General features: G+C 36.0%; 26 protein-coding genes. 19 read left to right on the forward strand and 7 right to left on the reverse strand.

Going from position 1 to position 26,856, the window contains the following annotated elements; all coding sequences use genetic code 11:
* Positions 1 to 35: 35 nt before the first annotated feature.
* The 4 genes from rpmB to ftsY all read left to right on the forward strand — a co-directional run bounded on the left by rpmB (position 36) and on the right by ftsY (position 1,870).
* On the forward strand, positions 36 to 272 hold the full coding sequence (gene rpmB / locus OLM57_RS09965) for a 50S ribosomal protein L28 (RefSeq protein ID WP_024980263.1): 237 nt from the start codon (positions 36 to 38) through the stop codon (positions 270 to 272).
* Between the two features lie 27 nt (positions 273 to 299).
* Positions 300 to 482 carry a 50S ribosomal protein L33 gene (rpmG, locus tag OLM57_RS09970; RefSeq protein ID WP_017495179.1) on the forward strand — a complete coding sequence of 61 codons (183 nt, stop codon included), beginning with the start codon at positions 300 to 302 and terminating at the stop codon, positions 480 to 482.
* Positions 483 to 556: 74 nt separating this feature from the next.
* Entirely contained in the window at positions 557 to 709 is a 153-nt protein-coding gene (locus OLM57_RS09975) for a DUF4295 domain-containing protein (RefSeq protein ID WP_264563546.1), read from the forward strand.
* A 180-nt stretch (positions 710 to 889) separates the two neighbouring features.
* Positions 890 to 1,870 (forward strand): signal recognition particle-docking protein FtsY, encoded by a 981-nt coding sequence (gene ftsY / locus OLM57_RS09980; RefSeq protein WP_264563547.1) that lies wholly within the window; start codon positions 890 to 892, stop codon positions 1,868 to 1,870.
* A 296-nt stretch (positions 1,871 to 2,166) separates the two neighbouring features.
* On the opposite strand, the gene OLM57_RS09985 is transcribed toward ftsY, so the two are convergent.
* Positions 2,167 to 3,237: a serine hydrolase domain-containing protein gene (locus OLM57_RS09985; protein ID WP_264563548.1), complete on the reverse strand. Its 1,071-nt coding sequence runs from the start codon at positions 3,235 to 3,237 to the stop codon at positions 2,167 to 2,169.
* A 230-nt stretch (positions 3,238 to 3,467) separates the two neighbouring features.
* Here OLM57_RS09985 and OLM57_RS09990 point away from each other — a divergent pair, with 230 nt between their 5' ends.
* Positions 3,468 to 3,911: a hypothetical protein gene (locus tag OLM57_RS09990; RefSeq protein WP_264563549.1), complete on the forward strand. Its 444-nt coding sequence runs from the start codon at positions 3,468 to 3,470 to the stop codon at positions 3,909 to 3,911.
* Positions 3,892 to 4,188 (forward strand): DUF721 domain-containing protein, encoded by a 297-nt coding sequence (locus OLM57_RS09995; protein ID WP_264563550.1) that lies wholly within the window; start codon positions 3,892 to 3,894, stop codon positions 4,186 to 4,188. Before OLM57_RS09990 ends, OLM57_RS09995 begins: the two co-directional genes overlap by 20 nt.
* A 284-nt stretch (positions 4,189 to 4,472) precedes the next feature.
* On the opposite strand, the gene OLM57_RS10000 is transcribed toward OLM57_RS09995, so the two are convergent.
* From OLM57_RS10000 to bshC, 3 genes are all read right to left on the reverse strand, one after another.
* A complete protein-coding gene (locus tag OLM57_RS10000) occupies positions 4,473 to 4,892 on the reverse strand; it encodes a nucleoside-diphosphate kinase (protein WP_035625955.1) in 420 nt (139 codons plus the stop codon).
* Positions 4,893 to 4,992: 100 nt separating this feature from the next.
* The gene (locus OLM57_RS10005) at positions 4,993 to 6,264 is read right to left on the reverse strand and encodes an acyltransferase family protein (RefSeq protein ID WP_264563551.1); all 1,272 of its coding nucleotides are present in this window, start codon (positions 6,262 to 6,264) and stop codon (positions 4,993 to 4,995) included.
* A gap of 34 nt (positions 6,265 to 6,298) precedes the next feature.
* Positions 6,299 to 7,906 carry a bacillithiol biosynthesis cysteine-adding enzyme BshC gene (gene bshC, locus OLM57_RS10010; RefSeq protein WP_264563552.1) on the reverse strand — a complete coding sequence of 536 codons (1,608 nt, stop codon included), beginning with the start codon at positions 7,904 to 7,906 and terminating at the stop codon, positions 6,299 to 6,301.
* Between the two features lie 104 nt (positions 7,907 to 8,010).
* Here bshC and OLM57_RS10015 point away from each other — a divergent pair, with 104 nt between their 5' ends.
* From OLM57_RS10015 to bglX, 12 genes are all read left to right on the forward strand, one after another.
* Positions 8,011 to 8,265, forward strand: coding sequence for an autorepressor SdpR family transcription factor (locus OLM57_RS10015; RefSeq protein WP_264563553.1), 255 nt, complete (start codon positions 8,011 to 8,013; stop codon positions 8,263 to 8,265).
* Between the two features lie 5 nt (positions 8,266 to 8,270).
* Complete coding sequence (locus OLM57_RS10020; protein ID WP_264563554.1) at positions 8,271 to 8,924, forward strand: SdpI family protein; 654 nt, start codon at positions 8,271 to 8,273, stop codon at positions 8,922 to 8,924.
* 47 nt (positions 8,925 to 8,971) lie between these two features.
* The gene (locus OLM57_RS10025; protein ID WP_264563555.1) at positions 8,972 to 10,348 is read left to right on the forward strand and encodes an alpha/beta hydrolase family protein; all 1,377 of its coding nucleotides are present in this window, start codon (positions 8,972 to 8,974) and stop codon (positions 10,346 to 10,348) included.
* 242 nt (positions 10,349 to 10,590) lie between these two features.
* Positions 10,591 to 11,823 carry an AAA family ATPase gene (locus OLM57_RS10030; RefSeq protein ID WP_264563556.1) on the forward strand — a complete coding sequence of 411 codons (1,233 nt, stop codon included), beginning with the start codon at positions 10,591 to 10,593 and terminating at the stop codon, positions 11,821 to 11,823.
* Between the two features lie 4 nt (positions 11,824 to 11,827).
* Positions 11,828 to 12,472, forward strand: a complete 645-nt coding sequence (locus OLM57_RS10035) for a hypothetical protein (protein WP_264563557.1) — start codon at positions 11,828 to 11,830, stop codon at positions 12,470 to 12,472.
* On the forward strand, positions 12,469 to 14,679 hold the full coding sequence (locus tag OLM57_RS10040; protein WP_264563558.1) for a B12-binding domain-containing radical SAM protein: 2,211 nt from the start codon (positions 12,469 to 12,471) through the stop codon (positions 14,677 to 14,679). Before OLM57_RS10035 ends, OLM57_RS10040 begins: the two co-directional genes overlap by 4 nt.
* A 399-nt stretch (positions 14,680 to 15,078) precedes the next feature.
* Positions 15,079 to 15,564 (forward strand): acetyl-CoA carboxylase biotin carboxyl carrier protein subunit, encoded by a 486-nt coding sequence (locus OLM57_RS10045; RefSeq protein ID WP_264563559.1) that lies wholly within the window; start codon positions 15,079 to 15,081, stop codon positions 15,562 to 15,564.
* A gap of 3 nt (positions 15,565 to 15,567) precedes the next feature.
* A complete protein-coding gene (locus tag OLM57_RS10050) occupies positions 15,568 to 17,007 on the forward strand; it encodes an acetyl/propionyl/methylcrotonyl-CoA carboxylase subunit alpha (RefSeq protein ID WP_264563560.1) in 1,440 nt (479 codons plus the stop codon).
* 135 nt (positions 17,008 to 17,142) lie between these two features.
* Positions 17,143 to 18,684, forward strand: a complete 1,542-nt coding sequence (locus OLM57_RS10055) for an acyl-CoA carboxylase subunit beta (protein ID WP_264563561.1) — start codon at positions 17,143 to 17,145, stop codon at positions 18,682 to 18,684.
* Between the two features lie 173 nt (positions 18,685 to 18,857).
* A complete protein-coding gene (locus tag OLM57_RS10060) occupies positions 18,858 to 19,961 on the forward strand; it encodes an SGNH/GDSL hydrolase family protein (RefSeq protein WP_264563562.1) in 1,104 nt (367 codons plus the stop codon).
* Complete coding sequence (locus OLM57_RS10065) at positions 19,951 to 21,330, forward strand: sialate O-acetylesterase (RefSeq protein WP_264563563.1); 1,380 nt, start codon at positions 19,951 to 19,953, stop codon at positions 21,328 to 21,330. The genes OLM57_RS10060 and OLM57_RS10065 overlap by 11 nt, the downstream gene beginning before the upstream one ends.
* 179 nt (positions 21,331 to 21,509) lie before the next feature.
* Entirely contained in the window at positions 21,510 to 23,804 is a 2,295-nt protein-coding gene (gene bglX, locus OLM57_RS10070) for a beta-glucosidase BglX (protein WP_264563564.1), read from the forward strand.
* On the opposite strand, the gene OLM57_RS10075 is transcribed toward bglX, so the two are convergent.
* Together OLM57_RS10075 and OLM57_RS10080 are read right to left on the reverse strand one after the other, a co-directional pair.
* Positions 23,805 to 24,140: a DUF5615 family PIN-like protein gene (locus tag OLM57_RS10075; protein ID WP_264563565.1), complete on the reverse strand. Its 336-nt coding sequence runs from the start codon at positions 24,138 to 24,140 to the stop codon at positions 23,805 to 23,807.
* Complete coding sequence (locus OLM57_RS10080; RefSeq protein ID WP_264563566.1) at positions 24,140 to 24,370, reverse strand: DUF433 domain-containing protein; 231 nt, start codon at positions 24,368 to 24,370, stop codon at positions 24,140 to 24,142. Before OLM57_RS10080 ends, OLM57_RS10075 begins: the two co-directional genes overlap by 1 nt.
* A gap of 86 nt (positions 24,371 to 24,456) precedes the next feature.
* Between OLM57_RS10080 and OLM57_RS10085 the strand changes: the two genes are divergently transcribed.
* Positions 24,457 to 25,413: an aldo/keto reductase gene (locus OLM57_RS10085; RefSeq protein ID WP_264563567.1), complete on the forward strand. Its 957-nt coding sequence runs from the start codon at positions 24,457 to 24,459 to the stop codon at positions 25,411 to 25,413.
* Positions 25,414 to 25,450: 37 nt separating this feature from the next.
* Here the strand turns inward: OLM57_RS10085 and OLM57_RS10090 are convergent, their stop codons facing one another.
* Entirely contained in the window at positions 25,451 to 26,743 is a 1,293-nt protein-coding gene (locus tag OLM57_RS10090) for a glycoside hydrolase 5 family protein (RefSeq protein WP_264563568.1), read from the reverse strand.
* Positions 26,744 to 26,856 lie beyond the last annotated feature (113 nt).

Genomic DNA, 26,856 nt, shown 5'->3' on the forward strand with positions numbered 1-26,856 from the left:
ACCCTGATTTTAGATAACGATAAAAGATAAGTATAATGTCAAGAGTTTGTGACCTTACAGGTAAAAGAGCGATGGTAGGAAATAACGTTTCTCACGCTATGAACAAAACTAAGAGAAAATTTTCTGTGAACTTAGTGAAAAAGCGTTTTTATCTTCCAGAAGAAGATAGATGGATTACTCTTAGAGTAGCAGCATCTACGATAAAAACAATTAATAAAAATGGAATCGCTGCAGTTTTGAAAAAAGCGCAGTCAGAAGGATTTATTAAATAATCTTTTCCAAAATAAACAAATAGCAAGATGGCAAAGAAAGGGAATAGAATCCAGGTAATTTTAGAATGTACTGAACACAAAACATCAGGTGTTGCAGGGACTTCAAGATACATAACAACAAAGAACAAAAAAAATACTCCAGACAGATTAGAGATTAAAAAATTTAATCCAATCTTGAAAAGAGTAACTGTTCACAAAGAAATTAAATAATAATTAGAGATTTTAATAAAATCCCAAATAATTTTATTTGAAGATTTTATTGAATTTCAAATAACATTTGAATCATGGCAAAGAAAACCGTAGCATCGTTACAAACATCTTCTAAGAGATTATCAAAAGCCATCAAAATGGTGAAATCTCCAATAACTGGAGCATATACATTCGTTGAATCTATTATGGCTCCTGAAGCAGTTGATGAGTTCTTGAAAAAGAAATAATTAACTATTACATTTTATAGAAAAGCTACTTTCATTCGGAAGTAGCTTTTTTATTTTCTATATTTACAGCTCGAAAATAAAACTACTTTTTCGAGAATTTCTTTAGAGCCAAATCCTTTTGTTTTTAATTGATTTTTCTTGTTTAAGTTAACAAATGTAAATTACAAATTATAAAACTCCATGAGCTTTTTTAAAAAAATATTCTCTTCTGAGAAAAAAGACTCGAGCCTAAGTGAACAGGCAAAGCAATCATTAGACAAAAGTCTAGAAAAAACAAAAACTACTTTTTTTACGAAGTTAACCAAAGCGGTAGCGGGGAAATCAAAAGTAGATGATGATGTATTGGATAATTTAGAAGAAATCCTTGTTTCATCAGATGTTGGTGTTAATACAACTTTAAAAATAATTACCCGAATTGAAAAAAGGGTAGAAGCCGATAAGTATCTTGGAACAGAAGAACTCAATCTGATTTTAAGAGAGGAAATTGCAGGACTGTTATCTGAAACCAATACCGGTGAAGCAACAGAATTTGTCATTCCAGTAAATACCAAACCGTATGTTTTGATGGTGGTTGGTGTAAACGGTGTTGGAAAAACAACGACAATTGGGAAACTAGCTTATCAATTTAAAAAAGCTGGATATAATGTGGTTCTTGGTGCTGCCGATACTTTTCGTGCCGCTGCTATTGATCAACTGCAAATTTGGGCAGACAGGGTAGGCGTGCCTATCGTTCGTCAAGAAATGGGAAGCGATCCTGCTTCAGTTGCTTTTGATACTTTGCAATCGGCAGTGGCTCAAAATGCTGATATTGTTATTATTGATACTGCAGGTCGTTTGCACAATAAAATTAACCTGATGAACGAACTTTCAAAAGTAAAACGTGTAATGCAAAAGGTGGTTGGAGACGCTCCACACGATGTAATGTTGGTTTTGGACGGTTCTACAGGGCAAAACGCATTTGAACAAGCCAAACAATTTACTGCCGCAACAGAAGTTTCTTGCTTAGCCGTTACCAAATTGGACGGCACTGCCAAAGGTGGTGTTGTTATTGGTATTTCGGATCAATTTCAAATTCCGGTAAAATACATTGGTGTTGGAGAAGGAATTGAAGATTTGCAGGTTTTTAATAAATACGAGTTTGTAGATAGTTTTTTTAAATAATAGATATTCATGAATTTTTCTTCTTTAAAAAATGCTAGCCCTATATATTTTTATTTTATAAGTATTGCGGCTTTTGTGTTGGCAAACATCATTAGGACGACCAGCGCCAGTTTTTATTATGTATTACTGATTGTTGGTTTGGTTTTTTTCTTTTTTGGATTGATGAGAAGGATTAAGAAATAGGTAACTAAATTTCGATAGTTATCAAGAATAAAAAGTTTAGCGGTGTTTCGTAATTTCCTAATTACAAAACACCGCTAATTATTTAAGCACTTTTTTAAAAGTAAATTTTATTGCTATTGATACAAAGCACTTATTTTTGTCCAAAGCATTTCATCAAAATCGGATAGGGCAAGATTTACGTTGTCTGCAGCATCTCCCATTCGGATTACAATCATTTTTTTGCTGGGAATCACATAAATTTTCTGGTCGTTTTTGCCCAAAGCCATAAACATATCGTTTGGAGCTGTTGGGATGATGCTTCCTTGAAAAGTGAGTTGCGATTGTGGTAAATGATAATTGGCTTTACCATTGAGCCACCATAAATAACCGTAACCTAAGTTGATATTTTGTGAGGTGTTTGTCGCTTCGTTGAAGTAGGCTTCGTTTAAAATCACTTCATTTTCCCATTTTCCTTTATTGTACATTAATAATCCAAAACGGGCCATGCTTCTTGTGGTGCTGCTGTAAACAATATTGTTGCCAGAAGTAAACCAAGCGCCATTCATTCCGATTTTGTCTCTTAATTTGGCATTGAAATAGTTGCTCCAGGATTGCCCGCTGGCTTGTGCAATCACATCTTGTAATTTTACATATACGTTGTGGTACGCCCAGCGCGTGCCTGCATCGGCAGTGTAGGTTAGAGCTGAGGGCGAAACATCATCGGTGGTGTCGTCTAGGCCAGAAGTCATCGTCAATAGATTTTTACAGGTGATTAAGTTCTCTTTGACAAGAGGTGCGCTTGTCCAGCCCGTTCCTATATATTGCGATACTTTGTTGTTGATATTGATGAGGTTTTCCTGTTGTGCAATTCCAGTCATGGTTGATGTCAATGTTTTGCCTGCACTTGCCCAATACCAATTGGTTGCAGCATCATGACCATTGAAATAGTTCTCCATTACAATACGACCGTTGACAAGGATGATAAACCCTTTGGAATGTTTGAGCTCCAAATAATCCAACAGCGGTTGAACGGCAGATTGTTTCCAACCGAGGCTTTCTATAGATTTGGTTTCCCAGGTGGTGCCTGTAAGTGGAGGAAAATATAATGTTTCTGTAGGTGTAGGAGTAGGTGTTGGGTCGGTATTGTCGGAAGAGCAATTGATGCAGAAAAATGCAAAGACGAGTAATAATGCTGATTTTGACATAGTTGGTTTGGTTGGTTTTGGGTAAGACCAAAAATATAGAAAATAGTTTAATGAGAATGCGTTTTTTTATTTTCTTTGGTTTTTTAAAGTTTAACTTTGTGGTATATATAAAAGATATTGACAAAATGGATGCCTAGCCCTGATAGCAGTGAAAATCCTTATAAGCCGGGGTTCGGCTTATAAGATTGAAACGAATAGCAGGAATGGCTCCTTAAAAAAATAATTATTCTATGAAAAAAGTATTTGGTGTTTTGCTGGTTGCACTTTTATTTATTGGGTGTAAACAAAAAATAACTTCGGCAGATGTTGCCAAAATCAATGGGTATTGGGAGATTGAAAAAGTGATTTTTGAGGATGGAAAAGAGAAACAATACGGAATGAATGAATCGTTTGATTATTTCCGAATTGATAAGAATAATACGGGAATTCGTAAGAAAGTGATGCCACAATTGGATGGGACTTTTTTAGTAAATGATACGTTTGAAAATGTAAAAGTACGTTTTGCTGATGACCAGGTTTTTTTGGACTACAGCACTCCATATATGAAATGGAGCGAGGAAATATTGGCTTTGACAGCTACCGAATTCGTAGTTTTGAATGCAGAGAAAAAGGAATATCATTATAAAAAAACAGGGCCAATAAAGCTCGATGACTATGGCAAAAAGACTAAATAATCAGAGTTCGATAGCAGATGTTTTGAAGCAAATTATTGAGGTTAATAAATTGCAACCCGGAATGGATCAAATTGACGTGAAGGAAGCATGGCTTACTTTGATGGGAAATGGGGTAAACAGTTATACCAATAATGTGGTTCTGAAAGGTTCTACACTGTATGTCGAATTAACTTCTGCGGTGTTGCGCGAGGAATTAAGTCACGGTAAATCCAAAATCATAAAAATGATTAATGAGGAACTGAAAAGAGATGTGGTCAGAGATGTGGTTCTCAGGTAGCCGAAATTAGATGGCAGATTTCAGAACTCAGGAGGCAGAAGATAGATTACATTGGAAAGAAAGGAAACGAATTAATGTTTTGTCTTATATAAAAAATCCCATTCGCTCGCGAATGGGATTTTTTGTAAGTCTGCAATCTGCAATCTGCAATCTGCAATCTGCAATCTGCAATCTGCAATCTGCAATCTGCAATCTGCAATCTGCAATCTGCAATCTGCAATCTGCAATCTGCAATCTGCAATCTGCAATCTGCAATCTGCAATCTGCAATCTGCAATCTGTATACTAGAACTGCTCTCTTCCTGCAAAATGAAAAGCTCCTTCGATAGCAGCATTTTCGTCGCTATCAGAACCGTGAACTGCATTTTCTCCGATAGAAGTTGCGTATGCTTTACGGATAGTTCCTTCAGCAGCTTCAGCTGGGTTGGTTGCGCCAATTAAAGTTCTGAAATCTTCAACAGCATTGTCTTTTTCTAAAATAGCAGCAACGATCGGTCCTCTTGACATAAATTCTACCAATTCTCCGTAAAAAGGTCTTGCAGCGTGTACAGCATAAAATGCTTGAGCATCTGCAACTGTTAGTTGAGTCAATTTCAAAGAAACGATTTTGAAACCACCGTTTGTAATCATTGCCAATATGTTACCGATGTGTCCGTTTTGAACCGCATCGGGTTTAATCATTGTAAAAGTTCTATTAGTCGCCATTTTTTCTGTGTTTTAAAATTTTGTGCAAAAATATACTTTTTTTATCGAATGATTTTAGCAAATTGTCAATTTAATGGAGGAAATCTGTTATTATTGCTGTTTAAACTTTGAAATACATTTTCTTTTTGTAAAAATACGCCAAGAGAAGAGACCATAAACCCACATAAATAAGTGCAAATATCAATGAAGAAGTCATTGGATTATTGAAAAAGGGTTGTACGCCAAAAGCATACAAATAGTCCAAAAGATTGATTTGATTCGTTGGTATTTTCGGATTTGGAAAAGAAATCATCACCATGGCTTGCGGAATAATTTCGGATAGAAAGAAAACGATCATTGGATTCACTCCCCAAATAAGGAATAATTTGATTCCTTTTTTATAATCGGCAATGTCGATGCAATAGTATAAAATGGCCAAGACCAGTGTTGCTAAACCTGCTGTGTATAAAACATATGAACTGGTCCAAAGCGCTTTGTTTATTGGAAAAATTGTATTCCAAAGTCTTGCTAAGCTGATCAGGATGATTGCTATAATTGCCATTTTTTTTGCATTGTCCTTTTTTAATAATGGGCCATTGAGTAATTGTCCAATCAGTAATCCAATTATTCCTGTAGCAATCGCAGGAATCGTACTTAGAATTCCTTCGGGATCCCAAGTGTTGGTTGCTTCCCACATATGTCCTTTTAACAAAACACCATCCACCCAAGCGGCTAAGTTGGTTTCTTTTTCGAGATTTGTAATTTCAAATCCTGGTGCAGGAATAAGTGTCATGACGGTCCAATACCCAAGTAATATTCCAATAGCAACCAATAATTGTGTTCTTTGGGTGGTTTTTAGATATAAAAGAGAAGCAATGAAATAAACAATCCCAATGCGTTGCAACACGCCTGGAAGTCTCACGATTTTATACGCTTCGATACCGCTATAGGCTAAGATTAAATAAATGGCTAAAATTGAAACGGCTAGATAGGTTTTTAGTTTGGCATTGAAATTACCCATTAGTGCATAGCCTACTGCTGCAGTAATGAGTAAACGACCAATCACTAAGGGAATACCTTCTAATCCGAAGAGTTGTATTTTTCCAAAAAAGTTAAAGAAGATACCCAAACATACCATTCGTAACGAACGGGTGAATATTTTATTAAATGTAGTACTGTCATAAGTTTTGGTTGGCATTGCAAACGAGATTGCTACTCCCATGATGAAAATGAAGAACGGAAAAACCAAGTCGGTAGGAGTGCAACCATGCCATTCGGAGTGTAATAGAGGCGGATATACAGTTGCCCAACTCCCTGGGTTGTTGACAATAGTCATTAATAAAATAGTCAATCCTCTAAAAACATCAAGCGAAATAAGGCGGTCTTTGGTCATTGGTTTTGTGGTTAGTTTTGGGTATTTTATGGTTTTAATCTAAAGTTATTATATTAAAATTTTGCTCCAATGGTTTTAGATGGCTCATTATTTGTGGAATCAAGCGGTCTCCATTTTCTAGATAAAATTCCGAAAAATTAGCTTGGCGTTCCTGTAGACTTTGGTTAGGAAACAATTCATTTTGTAAATCAATGATGCGTTGCAATTCATCGTGAAATTTTCTTTTTTGAGCAATAAGCAACCTCTTTTCAAGCATTTCTAATCCTTTGGTTTGTTTTACTTCTTGTGCTTTTACCGCTCCCAAGAACGATTTGTCTGTATGATTTGTTAATTCTAACAGGGTTTCGAATTGTTTTTTTAGCGCTTCTTTTTGCTCTGTGAAATCAATCGGGAAATCGGATAGTTTTTGGGTTACTCGATTGACCAAAGATGCTTGTTTCGAAAATAAATCAGACCACGTAAGGTTTAATTTGTCTGCTTTTTTGTTTTGCTTTTCGGTTGCCAAAAGCACGGAGTTTCTCAATAGCAATATTGGGAAAGTCACTTTTGCAGAAGCGAAAAATGATTTTAATTCAAGCCAATACGCAATTTCCCCGCCTCCGCCAATGTAGCATAAGTTTGGTAAAATAACTTCTTGGTACAACGGACGCATAATTACATTGGGACTAAATTTCTCGGGATTGCTTTCTAATAATTTCAGGATTTCGGTTTCCGTAAATTCGATTTTGGTGTGATTGACTTTGTAAATTCCATTTTCTAGAATAATTCTCTCGCGTAAATTATCTTCGATATAAAATAAATTGATTTCACGCGGATTTACCTGAACGAAATAATCCTTCATTTTTGCAATAGTTTCGGTAACTGCCTTAAAAGAAGATTGGTGAAGCAATTCGTCTTTTATATATGGAATAAAAGAGCGTTTTAAATCCTGATTATCTGCATCCAGAATGACTAAACCTGCAGAACCAAAAAGTTCGTTGGCCAAATATCTCGTTGCATCAGCTAAGTTATCGTGTTTGATATACGAATCTTCAAACAGTTTTTTGATGGTTTTGGCATTGGTGCTGGAACCTATTTCTAATGAAAAAATTTCCAAAAAATCGGCTAATCCTTCGGTTGATAATCGTCCTACGGGTCCAGTGCTTTCTTTGTTCCATCTGAATTTTTTTCCTTTGAAATTGAAATAATTAATTTCTTCAAAATCATGGTCTTCTGTCGCCATCCAATAGACAGGAACAAAATTGTAGGTTGGGTATTTCGCTTTTAATTCTTTCGTTAAATTAATAGTAGAAATGATTTTATACAAAAAATACAACGGTCCGCTGAATAAATTGAGTTGGTGTCCGGTAGTAATAGTGAAAGTATTTGGATCGTTTAAAAGTTCAATATGGTTTAATGTTTCAGCAGAAACCGTTAATTTGGCATATTGATTTTTTAAAACGTTAACTAATGTTTGTCGTTTTAAATTGCCATTGCCGTTGCCATTGAAATTGTTTTTTTTCTCCTCAATCTGTTTTTCAAAGTTTTCGAGAGTAGGAAAGCGATGGTATAAAGAGTGTAATTCGTTTTTTTGATCTAAATAATCATTCATCAAAGGAGAGAAATACCCGGAATTTTGATAGCTGATACAGTCGGTTGGCATATTGTTTTTATTTGTTGCTAAAATACCAAAAAATAATGGAAGAACTATTTGGTAGATTAAAAAAGTATTTAGACATTTGTCTAAATATATAAATACTTTAAATTATGAACGACATATTTAAAGCATTGAATGATGCCACGAGAAGAGAAATATTAGAACTTTTGAAGACGAAAAATTTGTCAGCTGGTGAAATAGCCGATCAGTTTCATATGTCAAAGCCTAGTATTTCACATCATTTGGATATTTTGAAGCGTGCAGATTTGATTACTTCCGAAAAATCGGGACAATTTATTTTCTATTCCATCAACACCACCATAATGGAAGATGTGTTGCAATGGATTTTAACTTTTAAAAAATAATAACTATGAATTCAACTTTAAAGAAAGAACTTCCTATCATCGGAATTGTGTTAATGCCTTTTGCTTATTTGGCTTTTATTTGGAATACATTGCCTGAAAAAGTCCCAACACATTGGAATTACAAAGGCGAGGTAGATCATTGGGGAGATAAGTTTTCCTTGATTGGATTGCTGTTTATGTTACCTGTTTTAATGTATGTTTTATTGCTCGTTGCTCCAAAAATTGATCCCAAAAAAAGGATTGCCTTAATGGGAGGCAAGTTTTATCAATTGAAATTTTTTCTAGTTTTATGTATGTCTTTGTTGGCATTGTATATTATTTTTATTACCAAAAATCAGTCTTTTTCGAGTCCTAACTTTATCTATATTATAATTGGAATATTATTTTTAGTGTTGGGTAATTATTTCAAGGTTATTCAGCCCAATTATTTCATCGGAATACGCACTCCATGGACATTAGAGAATCAGGAAGTTTGGAAATTAACCCATGCTTTTGCCGGTAAACTTTGGGTAATTGGCGGCTTGGTAATTATGTTGGGCGGCTTGATTTTTGAAAATCATTTTTTCTCTATTATTTTTATTTCCATGGTTGTTATTTTGGCCATAGTTCCGATGGCGTATTCGTATGTAAAGTTTAAGGAACTAGAGAAACGAATGTAATTCTTAAAAGAATTTAATATAAATTTTTAATGGTCAATAAAAATAAAATGAAGAAAACAGTGTTTTTTATAATAGTAATTCTTGCTTCTTTTAGTATGTTCGGACAAGAAATTACAGGTCAATGGAATGGAGTATTGAAAGTTCCTGGAGCACAATTAAGAGTTGTATTTAATATTACTAAAACCGAAAAAGGGTATAGTTCGACGATGGATAGTCCCGATCAGGGAGCTAAAGGAATACCAGTAACGACAACCAGTTTTGAAAATGCTGTTTTGAAGTTGCAAATACCGGCAGCGGCCATTGCGTATGAGGGGATATTAAATAAGGACAACGTAATTGTTGGTAATTTTTCACAAGCAGGCCAATCTTTTGCAATGAATATGTCAAGAGAAACAATAGAAAAAAAGGTTTATCTGAGACCTCAAGAACCACAAAAGCCTTATCCGTATTATACTGAGGAAGTAGTATTTGAAAACAAAATCGATAAAAATGTTTTGGCAGGGACTTTAAGCTTTCCCCAAAAAGAAGGTCACTTTCCCGCAGTAATTTTGATAACCGGAAGCGGTCCAGAAAACAGAGATGAAGAATTATTTGGGCACAAACCTTTTCTGGTTTTAGCTGATTATTTGACTAAAATGGGCATTGCAGTTCTGCGATTTGATGATCGTGGCGTTGCCAAATCGACTGGTGATTTTAAAACGGCAACCACTCAGGATTTTGCTAAAGATGTTGAGGCAGCAGTCGATTATTTGCGAACCCGAAAAGAAGTTGATAAAAACAAGATCGGATTAATGGGACATAGCGAAGGCGGAGTAATTGCGCCTATTGTTGCCGGGAATTCGAAGGATATTGACTTCATTGTATTATTGGCAGGAACAGGAATTCGCGGTGATAAATTAATGCTTTTGCAAAAAGAGAAGATAGAACGTCAAATGGGTGTTCCTGAAAATGAAATTCAAAAAGGACAAGAAATTTTCAAGGGAGCTTATGAAATGATTTTGACTTCCCCAGAAAATGATTCTAATCTTAAATCTAAAATTAACAGCTATTTCAAAATACAATTTGGAGATAAAATGAATGAGCAACATATTAGCGGTTTAACTTTGCAAATTACGAGCCCGTGGATGGTTTATTTCCTGAAATTTGACCCTTCATCGGCTTTAGAAAAAGTGAAATGTCCCGTTTTGGTATTAAATGGCGATAAAGATTTACAAGTTCCCGCTGATGCAAATGTAGATGCGATTCAGAAGACGTTGGTAAAAGGAGGGAATAAAAAAGTAACTACGACAATAATTCCGAATTTGAATCATCTGTTTCAAGAATGCAAAACCGGTTTGCCAAATGAATATGAAACGATTGAGCAAACATTTTCTCCTATTGCATTAGAGGAAATTTCCAAATGGATTTTGGTTCAAGTTAAGTAATAGAGTTTATATTGTATGTAAAAAGCCCATTTTATTGGGCTTTTTACGTTTTACTCAGTTTAGAATTTCAAAGTTGTTAAATATCCTTATTTTTGCACAAAACAATCTCACTCTTGAAACCAAAAGGTTGAGTCATTACGCTCCCGTTTACCCAACTGAATACGCCTTATCCAGAGATGGCTTATATCAAAGGGTTTCTTGATATGAAATTTAATTAGTAAATTCGCTAAAATTACTTTTTTATGAAAATTAAAAATCTTTCTCTTAAAAATATAGGCCCCTTTTTGGATGCTCATCTTGATTTTATTACAGATGAAAATCAAAAACCTCCTGTTATTATCATTACAGGCGAGAATGGAACAGGGAAAACAATTGTTTTGGATGCTATTAGAGGAATTTTGCTAGGAACAAATGATGGACATAGGGGAAGTTTACAAAGGAATATTATTAGAGATGAAAATGATTTTCAAATTAAGTCAAATTTAGATTTCAATAATTTAAATTATACATTAATTAGTGAAGAAATAGATGATTTTAATAAATTTCAAATCAAATCTGATGAAATCAAATCATTTTATAATGTCTCTAATGGTTTTGGAGGGTATGAAGGAAACATTTGGGTAGCTAGTTATTGGACGTCAAAAACTGACAACTCAAAATTTAAATTAGATTCTTTAGTTTCTTGGAATTCTAAAGGTTATTTGAACGCTGCTTTTACTGGTGTTCAATCTAATGTTGAAGTATTGAAGTTGATAACCGCATTTGACTATTATAGATCTAGTGATAATCCAAAGGAAAAAGAAGAAGGAGAGTTTTTATATTCAATTATAAAAAAAATATTTAAACTTGGACTTTTTGATGGCGAGTTGAAATATGTGGAAAGAAAAACCAATATGCCAATTGTTTCTCAAAATGGCTTTGATGTTTCGTTTGATAAATTGAGTAGCGGAAATTTATATTTGATTCAAAGAATGATTTCTCTTTTAGGACAAATGTATTCTGTATATGAATTGAATCATTTAAAATTGGAAGAATTACTTTTGACTCCAGGGTTATTGTTAATTGATGAAGCTGAAAATCATTTGCATCCTAAATGGCAAAAAACGTTTTTAAATTCTATTTTAAATGTTTTTCCAAATCTACAAATTATTATAACCACACATTCTCCATTTATTGTTTCATCGGTTGAAAATTCAAAAGTTTTTGTGTGTAAATCAGAAAAAGACCATTCAATAATTGTTGATGAAACAGATGTTTATTCCAATAAGCCAATAGAAGAAATTTTACAATCGGAGGTCTTTAATACAAATCCTTTTAATGCCGAAATTTCAGAATTAATGAACAAGAGAAAAATTGCTATTGAAAGTAAAGATTTTGTTAAGAAAGAAGAGATAGAAGAAAAATTGAAAGCAATCAATCCTGAATATTTCTCCTATTTTGATATAGATAAACTCATTAAAAGTATTTCAAAATAGTTTTATGAGACATTTAATAAGACTACCAAAACCAGATAAACTTATTCAAAAAGAAAAAGAATGGACTAATACATTTATTGAATCTGGAAAACTACGTCCTGATAATAATAAATATGGTCACAAGGAAATTCTTGCTGATTTGAATTCTATAAGTTTTCATAAATGTTTTTATTCTGAACAAAAGTTAAAAGGAATTCCAAAAGAAATAGACCATCATATTGAAGTTGCTGAAAGAAAAGATTTAGCTTATGATTGGGATAATTTATATTTATCTTCAACAATATGTAATAATAAATTGCCAAATAAAACTATTTCTGTAAATGATGTGCTTAATCCATTTACAAATTCAGATGAAGAAATTGAAGAGCATTTAACTTTTGAAGATGAGTGTATAACTGCAAAAGATGGTTCTAAGTTAGGTTTTGACACTATTAAAAAATACCGTTTAAATTCTGAATTATTAGATAGTTTGAGAGGTAAACAACTTATTATGTTTTATAAGGTTTTAGACATTGTCAGACAAAATCAAGTTAAGGAACAGCGAGATGTGTTTTCGGAAGATGAGAAAGAAGCATTATGTCGCTTTGTTCAACCAGATTACTCTTTTTCTCTAATGTTTCGACTTTTACTCAAAAAAAACAATCTTTGAAAACTAAACTTTTCCTCATCACGCCACCGTTTACCCAACTGAATACGCCTTATCCAGCAACGGCTTATATAAAAGGGTTTCTGAATACCAAAAATATAGAATCGGTTCAGGCGGATTTGGGGATTGAAGTGATTTTGAAATTGTTTTCGAAAAATGGACTGATTTCGTTATTTCAAACTCTCAACCATCAACCATCAACCGACAACTCCAAACGAATTCTCGCTTTACAAGACGAATACATCAAAACCATCGATTCGGTTATTGCTTTTTTGCAGGGGAAGAATCCAACTTTGGCACTCCAGATTTGTCAGGAGGATTTCCTGCCCGAAGCTTCACGATTTGCACAATTGGAAGAACTCGATTGGGCTTTTGGATCGATGGGAACACAGGACAAAGCCAAGCATTTGGCGACTTTATACCTCGAAGATATCTCCGACTTTATTGTGGAATGTGTCGATGAAAATTTTGGTTTCAGCCGGTATGCAGAAAGACTGGGACGAAGCGCCAATTCTTTCGATGAATTGTATGATGCTTTGCAACAGGAATCTACCTATATCGATAACATTTTGCTGTCGATTTTAAAGGAAAGAATAGAAACCATTGAGCCGACACTATTTTTGATTTCGGTTCCGTTTCCTGGGAATTTATATTCGGCTTTTCGCTCTGCTCAATGGGTGAAAAAACATTATCCAAATATCAAGATTTCGATGGGTGGCGGTTTTCCAAATACCGAATTGCGTTCACTTTCGGATGCACGAGTTTTTGAGTTTTTTGATTATATTACTTTGGACGATGGTGAAACGCCAATTGAGGAACTTATAAATGCTGTCACCTCGAGCGTGTCATCCCGAGCGGAGTCGAGGGACGAGAAGCAGTACAAGCGAACTTTTCTGCTAGAAGACGAAAAAGTGGTTTATAAAAATAATTCCACTCAACACGATTACAAACAATCCCAAGTTGGAACACCTGATTATTCGGATTTGCTTTTGGATAAATACATTTCGGTTATCGAAATCGTGAATCCAATGCACCGTTTGTGGAGTGATGGACGCTGGAATAAACTCACAATGGCGCATGGTTGTTATTGGGGGAAATGTACGTTTTGTGATATTTCTTTAGATTATATAAAGGTGTACGAACCCGTTGCGGCGAGTTTGTTGTGTGACAGAATGGAGGAATTGATTGCCCAAACGGGAGAAAATGGGTTTCATTATGTTGATGAAGCCGCGCCACCGGCTTTGATGCGTGCTTTGGCACTCGAAATTCTTCGGCGAAAACTAGTGGTAACGTGGTGGACAAACATTCGATTCGAAAAAAGTTTTACACAAGATTTGTGTTTGTTGCTCAAAGCGTCGGGCTGTATTGCAGTTTCGGGAGGGCTTGAAGTCGCTTCGGACAGATTGTTAAAATTGATTGACAAAGGGGTAACCGTAGAGCAAGTGGCCAAAGTTACTCGTAATTTTACTGAAGCTGGCGTAATGGTTCATGCCTATTTGATGTACGGTTACCCGACGCAAACGGTTCAAGAAACGGTGGACAGCCTCGAAATGGTGCGTCAACTATTTGAAGCAGGCGTTTTGCAATCAGGGTTTTGGCATCAGTTCGCGATGACGGCACACAGTCCGGTAGGAATGTTTCCGGAGCAATTTGGAGCCGTAAAAGAAACAGAAGTCATTGGAACTTTTGCCAATAACGATATTAATTTTGTTGATTCAACGGGAATCGATCACGATAAATTTAGTTTTGGACTCAAGAAATCTTTGTTCAACTTTATGCACGGCATTTGTTTTGACTATGAGTTGCAGGATTGGTTCGATTTCAAAATTCCGAAGACGAAAATTGGTGCTGATTTTATTTTTGATGCGCTGCAGGAAGAAACCAATTTCAATATCAAACCTACTGCCAAAATTGTTTGGCTGGGAGGAAAGCCATCCATTGAAACCTTTACCAAATCCAAAAAAGGAAATTCTTGGGAGATGATGATGCTTACTTTTCACGACAAAAAGGAAAGTTTCAGTATTCAGACCAATAAAATTGAAGGCGAATGGCTGGTTGAAATGCTTAAGAAGATCTCGGTTTCAAATACTAAAACCTATTCTTTTCAGCAAGTAAAAACCGATTTTGAACTGCAACTGGAAGATTTTGAGTTGTTTTGGTATTCAAAACCTGTGAATACTTTGAGAGAATTTGGGTTGTTGGTATTGTAGATTTTTTTCTCTTTTATGTTTGTCATTCCGAACGAAGGAGGAATCACATCAAGTAATTCAGGTAACGTGATTTCTCTTCTGTCGAAATGACAAAGTTTCAATAAAACATAACTTTTGCCACTTAATATCTAGTTTAGTGGGTTTGTGTGAGGGGTTACTTCACGATGCATTTATTTTCATCGGAGTTCAGTGAATTTTATTTGAAGCAAGTTACCGAAGTAACACGGATAGCCAGACTCCATTAGAGAAAGAGCCGTATGGTCGCAAAATAAATTTGGCTTTTTTTCTAATGGAGGCACGCCCAAATTTGTAATTTCGGATGATTTTATCTTGAATATAAATTTTTGTTTACGAAAACGATTTCTTTTTGTAACTTTACTACCCTAAAAATTGTAAAGAATGAGTGCTAGCTATAGTGTAAAAGTAAATGATGCTTTTTTATTTGATTTGGATGAAGAAAATATCTCACAACTGGATGCCGTGAGTGTGGGATTGGATAAATTTCACGTTTTGCATCAAAATACTCCCTATAAAGCGGAAGTAATCGCTTCCGATTTCCTTAATAAAAAATATGCGGTCAAAGTAAATAACAACACTTATGTGATTGCAATTTCGAATCCATTGGATCTTTTAATTAAAGATATGGGATTTGAAGTAGGCAAAGTGAAGCAAGTGAATTTTATAAAAGCACCTATGCCTGGATTAATTTTGGAAATTGGGGTTGAAGTAGGTCAAATCGTTAAAGAAAATGACTGTTTGTTGATTCTAACAGCAATGAAAATGGAAAATAGTTTTCTTTCTCCCAGAGATGGTGTAATTAAATCGATTTCGGTCTCAGTAGGTGATTCGGTTGTAAAAGGTGATTTGTTAATTGAATTTGAGTAATTTATGAAAAAAATATTAGTTGCCAATAGAGGAGAAATTGCCATTAGAGTAATGAAAACGGCTAAAAAAATGGGCATAAAAACAGTTGCGGTGTATTCGACAATTGATAGAAATGCACCTCATGTAAAATTCGCCGATGAAGCAGTTTGGATAGGAGAATCTCCATCAAATCAATCGTATTTGTTAGGAAGTAAAATTATTGAGGTTGCCAAAGCCTTGAATGTAGATGCCATTCATCCCGGTTATGGTTTTTTGAGTGAAAACGCCGATTTTGCTCAAGAAGCAGAGCGAAATGGAATCATATTTATTGGCCCAAAAGCAAAGGCTATTGAAATTATGGGAAGTAAACTTGCTGCGAAAGATGCAGTAATGAAATACAATATCCCGATGGTTCCAGGAGTAGATCACGCGATTATTGATATAGATGAGGCCAAAAGAACGGCAACAACAATTGGTTTTCCTATTTTGATAAAAGCATCAGCAGGTGGAGGCGGAAAAGGAATGCGTGTGGTCGAAAAAGAAAGTGATTTTGAATCCCAAATGAATCGTGCCATAAGTGAAGCAATTGCTGCTTTTGGTGACGGATCTGTTTTTATTGAAAAATATGTGGCCTCTTCCAGACATATCGAAATTCAGATTATGGCAGACAGTCACGGAAATGTATTATACTTGTTTGAAAGAGAATGTAGTATTCAGCGGCGTCATCAAAAAGTAATTGAAGAAGCTCCTTCTTGTGTATTAAGTCCTGAAACCCGAAAAAAAATGGGAGAAGCAGCGGTTTTGGTTGCTAAATCTTGTGATTATTTAGGGGCTGGAACAGTGGAATTTTTATACGATGAAAATGACAATTTTTATTTCCTGGAGATGAATACCCGTTTGCAAGTAGAGCACCCTGTTACCGAATTGATTTCGGGTGTTGACTTGGTCGAAATGCAAATTCGTGTAGCTCGAGGAGAAGCATTAGCCATCAAACAAGAAGATCTCGAAATAAAAGGCCATGCTGTAGAATTGCGTGTGTATGCAGAGGATCCGATGAACGATTTTTTGCCAAGTGTTGGGCATTTGGATGTGTATCAGTTACCAGTTGGCGAAGGGATTCGAGTAGATAATGGTTTTGAACAAGGAATGGATATTCCCATTTATTACGACCCGATGTTGGCTAAACTAATAACATACGGAGAAACCCGTGAAGAAGCTATTCAGTTGATGGTAAAAGCCATTGATGGATATAAAATTGAAGGAGTGCAAACCACTTTACCTTTTGGGAAATTTGTTTTTGAGCATGAAGCGTTCCTGTCTGGTCATTTTGACACCAATTTTGTAAAGAAATTTTACAATGCAGATATGTTGAAAAATGTAATGGAACAAGAAGCAGAAATCGCTGCTTTGGTGGCTATGAAACAGTATTTTGAAGATCAAAAAGTATTGCGTTTGCCAAATTAAAAATAGTTGAATCATTAAGGAACTAAGATTGATTATAAAAAAACGAAACTTAATTTTCCTTAATCTCTTAATGGTTTTAAAAATGTTTTCAGTTGTTTCATTGGTTACTAAAAATTAGTTGTTAAAAAAGAAAGTATGCAAGAAAAAATAGAAATCTTAAACGAAAAAATAGCACAAGCCTATCTAGGTGGAGGAAAACAACGTATTGCTAAGCAACACGAAAAGAAAAAATTAACCGCAAGAGAACGTATTGATTATTTGATGGATGAAGGTTCTTTTGAAGAAATCGGAATGTTGGTAACACACCGTACTACCGATTTTGGAATGGAAAAAGAACTCTATTATGGAGATGGAGTAGTTACGGGTTATGGATCCATCAACGGCAGATTGGTTTATATTTTTGCTCAAGACTTTACTGTTTTTGGAGGTGCTTTGTCCGAAACCCACGCCGAGAAAATATGCAAAATCATGGATATGGCGGTCAAAATGGGAGCACCCATGATTGGTCTTAATGACTCAGGGGGTGCTCGTATTCAAGAAGGTGTTCGTTCCCTTGGCGGATATGCTGATATTTTTTACAGAAATGTTCAGGCTAGTGGAGTAATTCCACAAATCTCTGCAATTATGGGTCCATGCGCTGGAGGAGCGGTATATTCTCCGGCGATGACCGATTTTACTATGATGGTCGAAGGCACCAGCTATATGTTCGTTACAGGTCCAAATGTGGTGAAAACAGTGACTAATGAAACGGTAACTTCCGAAGAATTGGGTGGAGCTTTGGCGCATTCGACCAAATCGGGGGTGGCACATATCACTTCGGGAAATGATATAGAATGTCTGGAAGATTTAAAAAGTTTGTTGAGCTATTTGCCACAAAGCAATAAGGAAACACCTAAAAGTTTACCGTATGAATTGGGAGATGAAATCCGAATGCAATTAGCGACTGTAATTCCGGACAGTACCAATAAACCCTATGACATGCATGAAGTGATAAAAGGTATAATTGATGAAGATTCTTTTTATGAAATTCATAAAAATTATGCCGAAAATATCATCGTGGGATTTGCCCGTTTAGCAGGAAGAAGTATTGGAATTATTGCCAATCAGCCCAACTTTTTGGCAGGAGTATTGGGTGTAAAAAGCTCCAAAAAAGCGGCTCGTTTTACTCGTTTTTGTGATTGTTTTAATATTCCATTATTAGTATTGGTAGATGTACCCGGTTTTTTACCCGGAACAGATCAAGAGTGGGAGGGAATTATTGTACATGGTGCCAAATTACTATACGCATTGAGCGAAGCGACAGTCCCTAGAGTGACCGTGATTACGCGTAAAGCTTATGGTGGTGCTTATGATGTAATGAACTCCAAACACATTGGTGCCGATATGAATTTTGCTTGGCCAACTGCCGAAATAGCCGTTATGGGGGCTAAAGGCGCTTCGGAAATTATTTTTAAAAATGAAATCAATCAAGCTGACGACCCTGAAGCTAAACTTCTAGAAAAAGAAACTGAATACTCCGACTTGTTCGCAAATCCTTACACAGCTGCTCAACGTGGTTTTGTTGATGAGGTTATCTTGCCACAAGACACAAGACGTAAATTGATAAAAGCTTTTAGTATGCTCGAAAATAAAGTAAGCGTAACTCCAAATAGAAAACACGGGAATATTCCTTTGTAGCTTTATTATAAGAAATGCAAAACCACCTGATGAGGGTGGTTTTTTGTTTTCAATAAACTCACAAATTACCTCAGTTGAAAATTTTTGATTATAGTTTGAGAAAATAGTATCTAAACCTAAACTGCAATCAATTTATATTTGTTGTCTATTGCTAAAATAAGCCCCAAAATATTATGAATTGCCCAAAAAAATACCTTTTAATTTTATTGATTTTCATTTCGTGCGTTTCTATTGCCCAAAAAAAGGTTGAAACACAATCGCTTTTTGAATATCAAGGAAGAGTAGAAAAAATGCAAGACAATAAAGTAATGCTCATAGGTTCTGCTTCGTCTGTTTCATTTGATTTTAAAGGAAATTCCTGTACCATTTCCTTGCAAAGCATCGATTCTTGGGAACATCAAAACTATGTTTCCCTTGAACTCGATGGTAAATATATCGGGAGGGTTCGAATTGAAAAAGGAGCTGTACAATCTTTTCCGATTATGGTTCCAAAAAGCAAAAAAACACATCATCTTTCTATTTATAAAGCGACAGAAGCGGCTAACGGCGGTGTTTTATTTGTAGGAACTACAGCGAAATTGATTGCAAATTCTGCTCCCCAAAAAAAGAAAAAAATAGAACTTATAGGTGATTCAATTACTTGTGGTTATGGTAACGACGCATCGTCAATTCCTTGCGGTAGCGGCGAATGGTTTGACCAGCACAATGCCTATTGGGCTTATGGGCCAGTGCTTGCAAGAGATTTAGATGCTGATTTTGTATTGAGTTCCGTTTCGGGATACGGGATGTATCGCAACTGGAACGATGAGCATCTAGACGAGCCTATTATTCCCGATGTGTATGAAAATTTATACCTGAATAAAGACAGCTCAAAACCATACAATTTTGCTTTTCAGCCCGATTTGGTGAGTATTTGTTTGGGTACCAATGACCTTTCGGATGGGGATGGCAAAAAAGCGAGATTGCCGTTTAATGAAGAAAAATATGTTTCGAATTATATTGATTTTATCAAAACGGTTTACAAACACGCACCCAATGCCCGAATTGTGTTGTTGAATAGTCCGATGGTTTCGGGAGAGCGGAATATAACTTTGGTGAAATGCTTAAAAAAAGTGATTCTGGCTTTCGAAAACGATAAAAAACATAAACCCATTGCCTTGTTCGAATTCCAACCAATGAGCCCAAAAGGGTGTGGCTATCATCCCGATATTGCTGATGATAAAGTGATGGCCGATCAATTAATTCCTTTCTTTAAAAAATTATTAAATGAAAAATAATGCAATTGCTTTTATTCTTTTCCTAATACTTTCCAATAGCGCTTTCGCAAATGTTACACTTCCGAATATCTTTTCGGATAATATGGTTTTGCAACGCAATAGTGAAGTTACCATTTGGGGATGGGCAAATCCGCAGGAAGAAGTGGTAATTACGCCAAGCTGGAATAATGAAACGTATAAAATCAAAGCCAGTAATCAGGCTATGTGGGAGATTAATATTCCAACTCCAAAAGAAGGTGGACCTTATTCTATAACTATAAAAGGATACAACGAAATCGTGTTGAAAAACATTTTGATTGGTGAGGTTTGGATTTGCTCCGGACAATCCAATATGGAAATGAACGCCAGTTGGGGAATTGAGAATGGCGATGAAGAAGTGAAAAATGCAACAAACCCAAACATTCGATTTTTTTTGGTACCCAAATTAACGGCTACGACTCCTCAAAATAATCTGTCGGGAACTTGGACAGCATGTACACCCGAAACGATGAAATATTTCAGTGCGGTGGGTTATTTTTTTGGAAAACGTTTGCAAGAAGAATTAAAAAATGTACCCATCGGTTTGATTTCGTCCAATTGGGGTGGAACGCCAGCGGAGATTTGGATTCCAGAAGAAGTGATTCAAAACGATCCCGTTTTATCGGAAGCAGCCAAAACCCGAAAAGAGGAAAGCTATGGCCCGAACCAGCCAGCTCGTGCTTTTAACGCAATGATTTATCCTTTGACTAAATTCAAAATTGCAGGCGTATTGTGGTATCAGGGAGAAAGTAATGTGGGGTCAGCGGTTTATGACAAAACGCTTTCAGCTCTAATCACTTCTTGGAGAAAATTGTGGGGGTATGATTTTCCGTTTTATTTTGTTCAGATTGCACCTTATAAATATGGAGAAGATCATTTTGGAGGTTCAATCATTCGCGATGCACAAAGAAAAGTGTTGAGTGAAGTTCCAAATACAGGGATGGTACTGACCAGCGACATTTCTACCCCTGAGGAGATTCATCCAAAAGACAAAAAAACAGTTGGAACTCGTTTGGCTAATTTGGCTTTGGCTAATACTTACAAAACCAATTCGTCAATGGTAAATGGCCCGCTTTATAATGGAGTTAAAGTTGAAAAAAGTAAAATAACAGTCATTTTTGATTATTCAGAAGGTCTGTATTTTAAGGATAAGAAGGCCGATTTGTTTGAAATTGCAGGAGCTGATAATGTATTCTATAAAGCGACTGCTGTTATCAAAAACAATGCAGTAGTAGTGCAATCGGATAAAGTAAAAATACCTGTGAAAGTGCGTTACGCTTGGAAGAATATGGATCAGTCGACTCTTTTCAATAAAGCTAATTTACCGACTTCGAGTTTTATTTCGGAATGATACTATTGCGATGATTTGAATTTTCTTCGAAAAACAAAATGTTATCGTTTACTCTGAATTGCGTGAGGGATAGCAGGCGGTATCCTCGTAGTGTAACGGAGAGATAAAGCCGTATAGCCCGACTCTTGTCCTGATTTTTCTTTAGGACAAGAGGCACGCCCAAAAAGAAATTACAAATTATGAAAAAGAATATATTAATTATTGCAGGGATTTTTGCCCTGATTAGCACAGGAAATATGATTGCACAAAAATTACCACATTCGGACAAAACAAAACCGATTGAAGAACGTGTTGATTTGTTGATGAAACAAATGACATTGGAAGAGAAAGTCGGACAAATGAACCAATATAACGGTTTTTGGGAAGTAACCGGCCCAGCACCAAAAGGCGGAAATGCCGAGTTGAAATACAAACATTTGCGTGATGGTTGGGTAGGTTCGATGTTATCGGTTCGTGGAGTGAAAGAGGTAAAAGCGGTTCAGAAAATTGCCGTTGAGGAAACTCGATTGGGAATTCCGTTAATCATTGGTTTTGACGTAATCCATGGATACAAAACGTTGAGTCCGATTCCATTGGCAGAAGCGGCGAGCTGGGATATGGAAGCGATTAAGAAATCGGCTCAGGTGGCGGCAGATGAAGCATCTGCATCTGGAATCAACTGGACTTTTGGACCCAATGTGGATATTTCGAATGATGCCCGCTGGGGGCGTGTGATGGAAGGTGCAGGGGAAGATCCGTATTTGGGAAGTAAAATTGCCACTGCTAGAATCACCGGTTTTCAAGGGGACACCAAAGCAGATTTGCTTAAGGTGAATACGATAGCAGCTTGTGCCAAACATTTTGCGGCTTATGGTTTTGCCGAATCGGGAAGGGACTATAATACAGTAGACATTAGTAATTCTAAATTGTACAATACGGTTTTGCCACCCTTTAAAGCGGCGACAGATGCTGGTGTTCGTACGATGATGAATTCGTTCAATATTTTGAATGGAGTTCCTGCAACCGGAAACAGTTTTTTGCAAAGAGATATTCTAAAGGGCAAATGGAAATTTGATGGATTTGTCGTTTCGGACTGGGCTTCGGTTCGGGAAATGATTGCTCACGGTTTTGCCAAAGATGGTGCGGACGCGACCGCCAAAGCGGTGATTGCAGGTTCGGATATGGATATGGAGTCGCATTTGTATGTAGAAGAGTTGGTGAAATTGGTTAAGGATGGAAAAGTAAAGGAAGCCTTGGTTGACGATGCCGTTCGCAGAATTTTACGTGTGAAATTTGAATTGGGATTGTTTGATGATCCATACAAATATTGTGATGAGAAAAGAGAAAAAGCAACGATAGGAAACAAAGCCAATAATGATGCAGTTTTGGATATGGCCAAGAAATCGATTGTGTTGTTGAAAAACGAAAAGGGATTGCTTCCGCTAAAAAAATCCGGACAGAAAATTGCATTGATTGGGGCATTGGCAGATGACAAAAACAGTCCATTGGGAAGTTGGAGAATTGCTTCGGATGACGATACTGCAGTTTCGGTTTTGGAAGGGATGCAACAATACAAAGACAATCAATTGACGTTTGAAAAAGGAGCCGATTTGATTACGGAAAAAGCCACTTTTACATCAGAATTGATTTTTAATACTACAGGTAAAAGTGGATTTGAAGCGGCCAAAAAAGTAGCGGCAAACGCTGATGTTGTGGTAATGGTTTTGGGAGAGCACGGTTTTCAGTCGGGAGAAGGACGCAGTAGAACCAATCTTGATTTGCCAGGAGTCCAACAGGAATTGTTGGAAGAAATATACAAAGTGAATCCAAATATTGTTTTGGTTTTAAATAACGGAAGACCATTAGCCTTGCCTTGGGCAGCAGAACATATTCCAACTATTGTTGAGGCTTGGCATCTGGGAACACAAACAGGTAATGCCGTCGCTCAGGTGTTGTACGGAGATTACAACCCAAGCGGAAAATTGCCAATGTCTTTCCCTAGAAATGTAGGTCAAGTTCCGATTTACTATAACAATTACAATACAGGAAGACCTGAAAATAGTGATAAAAATGTATTTTGGTCGCATTATACCGATGTAGAGAAAACGCCTTTGTATCCTTTCGGATTTGGGTTGAGTTATACTACTTTCGATTATAAAAATTTGAAAATCAATAAAACCGCTTTCGCAAAAGGGGAGCCGGTTGTGGTTTCGGTGGATATTACCAATACAGGTAATTATGACGGTAAAGAGGTCGCGCAATTGTATATCCAAGATGTTGCTGCGAGTTTGGCAAGACCCGTAAAAGAATTAAAAGGTTTTGAATTGGTAACTCTGAAAAAGGGTGAAACCAAAACCGTAACGTTTACTTTGACTGACAAGGAATTAGGTTTCTTTGATAATGAAGGCAATTATTTGGTAGAATTAGGAGCTTTCAAAATTAGGATTGGAGGAAGCTCAGACACAGGTTTGGAAAGCGGTTTTGAATTGGAATAATTAATAAATTTCCAAAATCATTAATTCATTATTCAAAATAAAAGATTCAATAGTTGCCTTTTTGTCTATTAATGTTTGGGCAAGCTGTTTAGTACTTTGATTGAAAGTTTTTAAAACTATTACTTTTGGAGGAACACCGTTCAAAAGTAATAGTTTTTCAAAATCTTCATCGTGTGTGAGTATGGTGAAATTGTTCTTTTTGGCAAATTTCCAAATCTCACTATCCTTTACAGGTTGTGCAATATCTATGTCTTTGGAATGTAAACAATTTGGGAATGCATTTTCAATGATTTTTATAATTCTCCAAGAAATATTGGCATCAAGAAGTAGTTTCATTAAGCTGCAATTATTTTGGTAATATTTTCCCTGTTAGCCGCAAAAGCTAAGGCTGCAAGAATATCTTGTTTTTTTAGTTCTGGAAAGTCCAAAAGAATTTCTTCTATAGACATACCCTGAGAAAGCCAGGATAAAATGTCAGATACACAAATTCTAGTCCCAGTTATTGTGGGTTTGCCAAATCGAATATTGGAGTCTATTGAAATTGAATTTTGCCAATTATTATTCATATTTTTATCGTTTGATACAAATTTACAAAAAAAGTACGTAGGTATTTTTAAAATAAATTATGAGTTAAAATAAAAAAAAATAAAAAATGAAATACAATAGATGTGGAAAAAGCGGTTTGTTATTACCGCAAATTTCTTTGGGATTATGGCACAACTTCGGTTCGGTAGATAGTTTTGAAAATGCGGAAAGCATTGCCAAAGCTGCTTTTGACAAAGGAATCACGCATTTTGATTTGGCCAACAATTACGGACCGGTTCCGGGTTCGGCAGAGACTAATTTTGGTACTATTCTTAAAAACAACTTTAAAGGAAACCTTAGGGACGAAATCGTAATTTCGACAAAAGCAGGGTATACAATGTGGAACGGACCATATGGTGATTGGGGTTCCCGCAAGTATTTGATATCAAGTTTAGATCAAAGTTTGAAACGCATGAATATAGAATACGTGGATATATTTTATTCCCATCGTTTTGATCCCGAAACGCCTTTGGAAGAAACAATGATGGCATTGGATTATGCCGTTCGCAGCGGAAAAGCCTTATATGCCGGAATTTCCAATTACAATCCAGAGCAAACGAGAGAAGCTACTGAAATTCTGAAACGATTGGGAACACCTTGTTTGATTCACCAAGTAAAATATTCAATGTTTGTAAGAACTCCCGAGGAAGGATTGCTTGATGTTCTTGAAGAAAAAGGGGTGGGTTGTATTGCTTTTTCACCTTTGGCACAAGGACTTTTGACTGATAAATACCTAAAAGGAATTCCCGAAAATTCTCGTGCTCACAATCCAAACGGACATTTAAAAGAAGAAGAGGTTTCGGAGGAAAGAATTCAGAAAATCATTCAATTGAATGACATTGCTAAAGAAAGAAATCAGTCTTTGGCACAAATGGCTTTGGCATGGTTGCTCAAAGACAATAGAGTTACTTCGGTGTTGATTGGTGCAAGTTCTGTAGGACAATTAAATAATAATATTGATAGTTTACAAAATCTGGAATTCTCCAAAGAAGAATTAGTTGCAATGGAAAAAATTTTAGGATAATAAAAAAGGGAGCAAATTTATACTTGCTCCCCTTTTTTTATTTCAATAGTAAATTATACTTTTTCACCAATTCCAAAGTCGATTTATCTGTAGAAAAAACACTGTTCAACCCCTGCGGTTCCTGTGGTGGATCTGTTGTCAAAGGATCTCCAGGTTTCCATTTACCATCTTTGTTAACCGCTTTTCCTTCGCCACCAAATCCCCAAAAATTGGCAGCTTGTAATGGTCCATTGTTTTGATGGCTTTCCAGAATTCTCGTAAAGATATAATTATAGAAAATATCTCTATTGACTACGGAAGCTGTTGAAACCAATCCTTCATTCTCTCTTGGCAAACCAAATTCTTCAATGATAATGGGTTTTTTTAAATCATTGGCTACTTTAACATGCAAATCAATATAGTTTCCGGCATTTTCTAATGTAATTGGCAATGTTTTTTCGGCATCATCGGCTTTGAACCAATTCCAGTTTTTGGGCCAAATGTGCATCGTCAAATAATCTATGTTTGGATTTTGATGCGTTCTTTCAAAAATGTCCATGCTGTCATTCGAGCTGTTTCTTCCCTCAGAACCAGTAGAAATCAAATGATTTTTGTCTAAACGATCCATCAAATTCACGATATTGTTAAGCCAAGTGGTAAATTTTGCTTCGTTTTCGACAGTAAAAAGCCTTGGTTCATTCCCTACTTGCCAAGCCATGATTGTATTATCCTCAGTATACTTTTTGTTAGTATACTTATTAGTTCTCCCTAAAATAAATTTCACGTGATTGTCAAGTGCTTCCATGCATGGTTCACAACTATGAAATTGTTCCGTATACGACATAAACTGTGGCCAAGTATTTGGTGGAATAGCGGGAACTGGAATAGCTCCTTTGCCATTCCATTCTAAATATTGCGACATTCCGCCTGACCATTCCCAGTTATTTGTCAGGTACAAAACCGCATACATATTGCGTTTACCCATTTCGGCAATCAAGAAATCCAAACCATCGAGTAAGTCCTGGTCGTATTTTCCTTGCTCGTATTGTAAAGCGGGACGAACGGTATAATCGTATTTTCCGCCATCTCCACCCACCAAAATGCGCAGGTTATCAATGCCATATTTCTGCATTAAATCCAGTTCCCGAATCAGTCTTTTTCGGTCACCCACTTTCTTCGAAGCCAACAAACTGCCATACCAATAATTGGTTCCAATATAAGAATACGGTTTGTTGCCTTTGTAGAATTGAGTTCCTTTCAGGGTGATTCTAGCCTGTTGTTTTTGGGCTTCACAAGAGATAGTTGCCAAACAAAAAAGAGCCAAAACTATTTTTAATACTGATTTATTCATAAGTGATTTTTATTTGATCAGGAGCTATTTCCTGCTGTCATTCCAATCTTTTTGGCCTCTTCTCGTCCTTTGGGACGAGAAGAAGCCAAAAAGGATTTTCTCTTCCATCAGGG

Source organism: Flavobacterium sp. N3904 (assembly GCF_025947305.1).
Taxonomy (GTDB): Bacteria; Bacteroidota; Bacteroidia; order Flavobacteriales; family Flavobacteriaceae; genus Flavobacterium.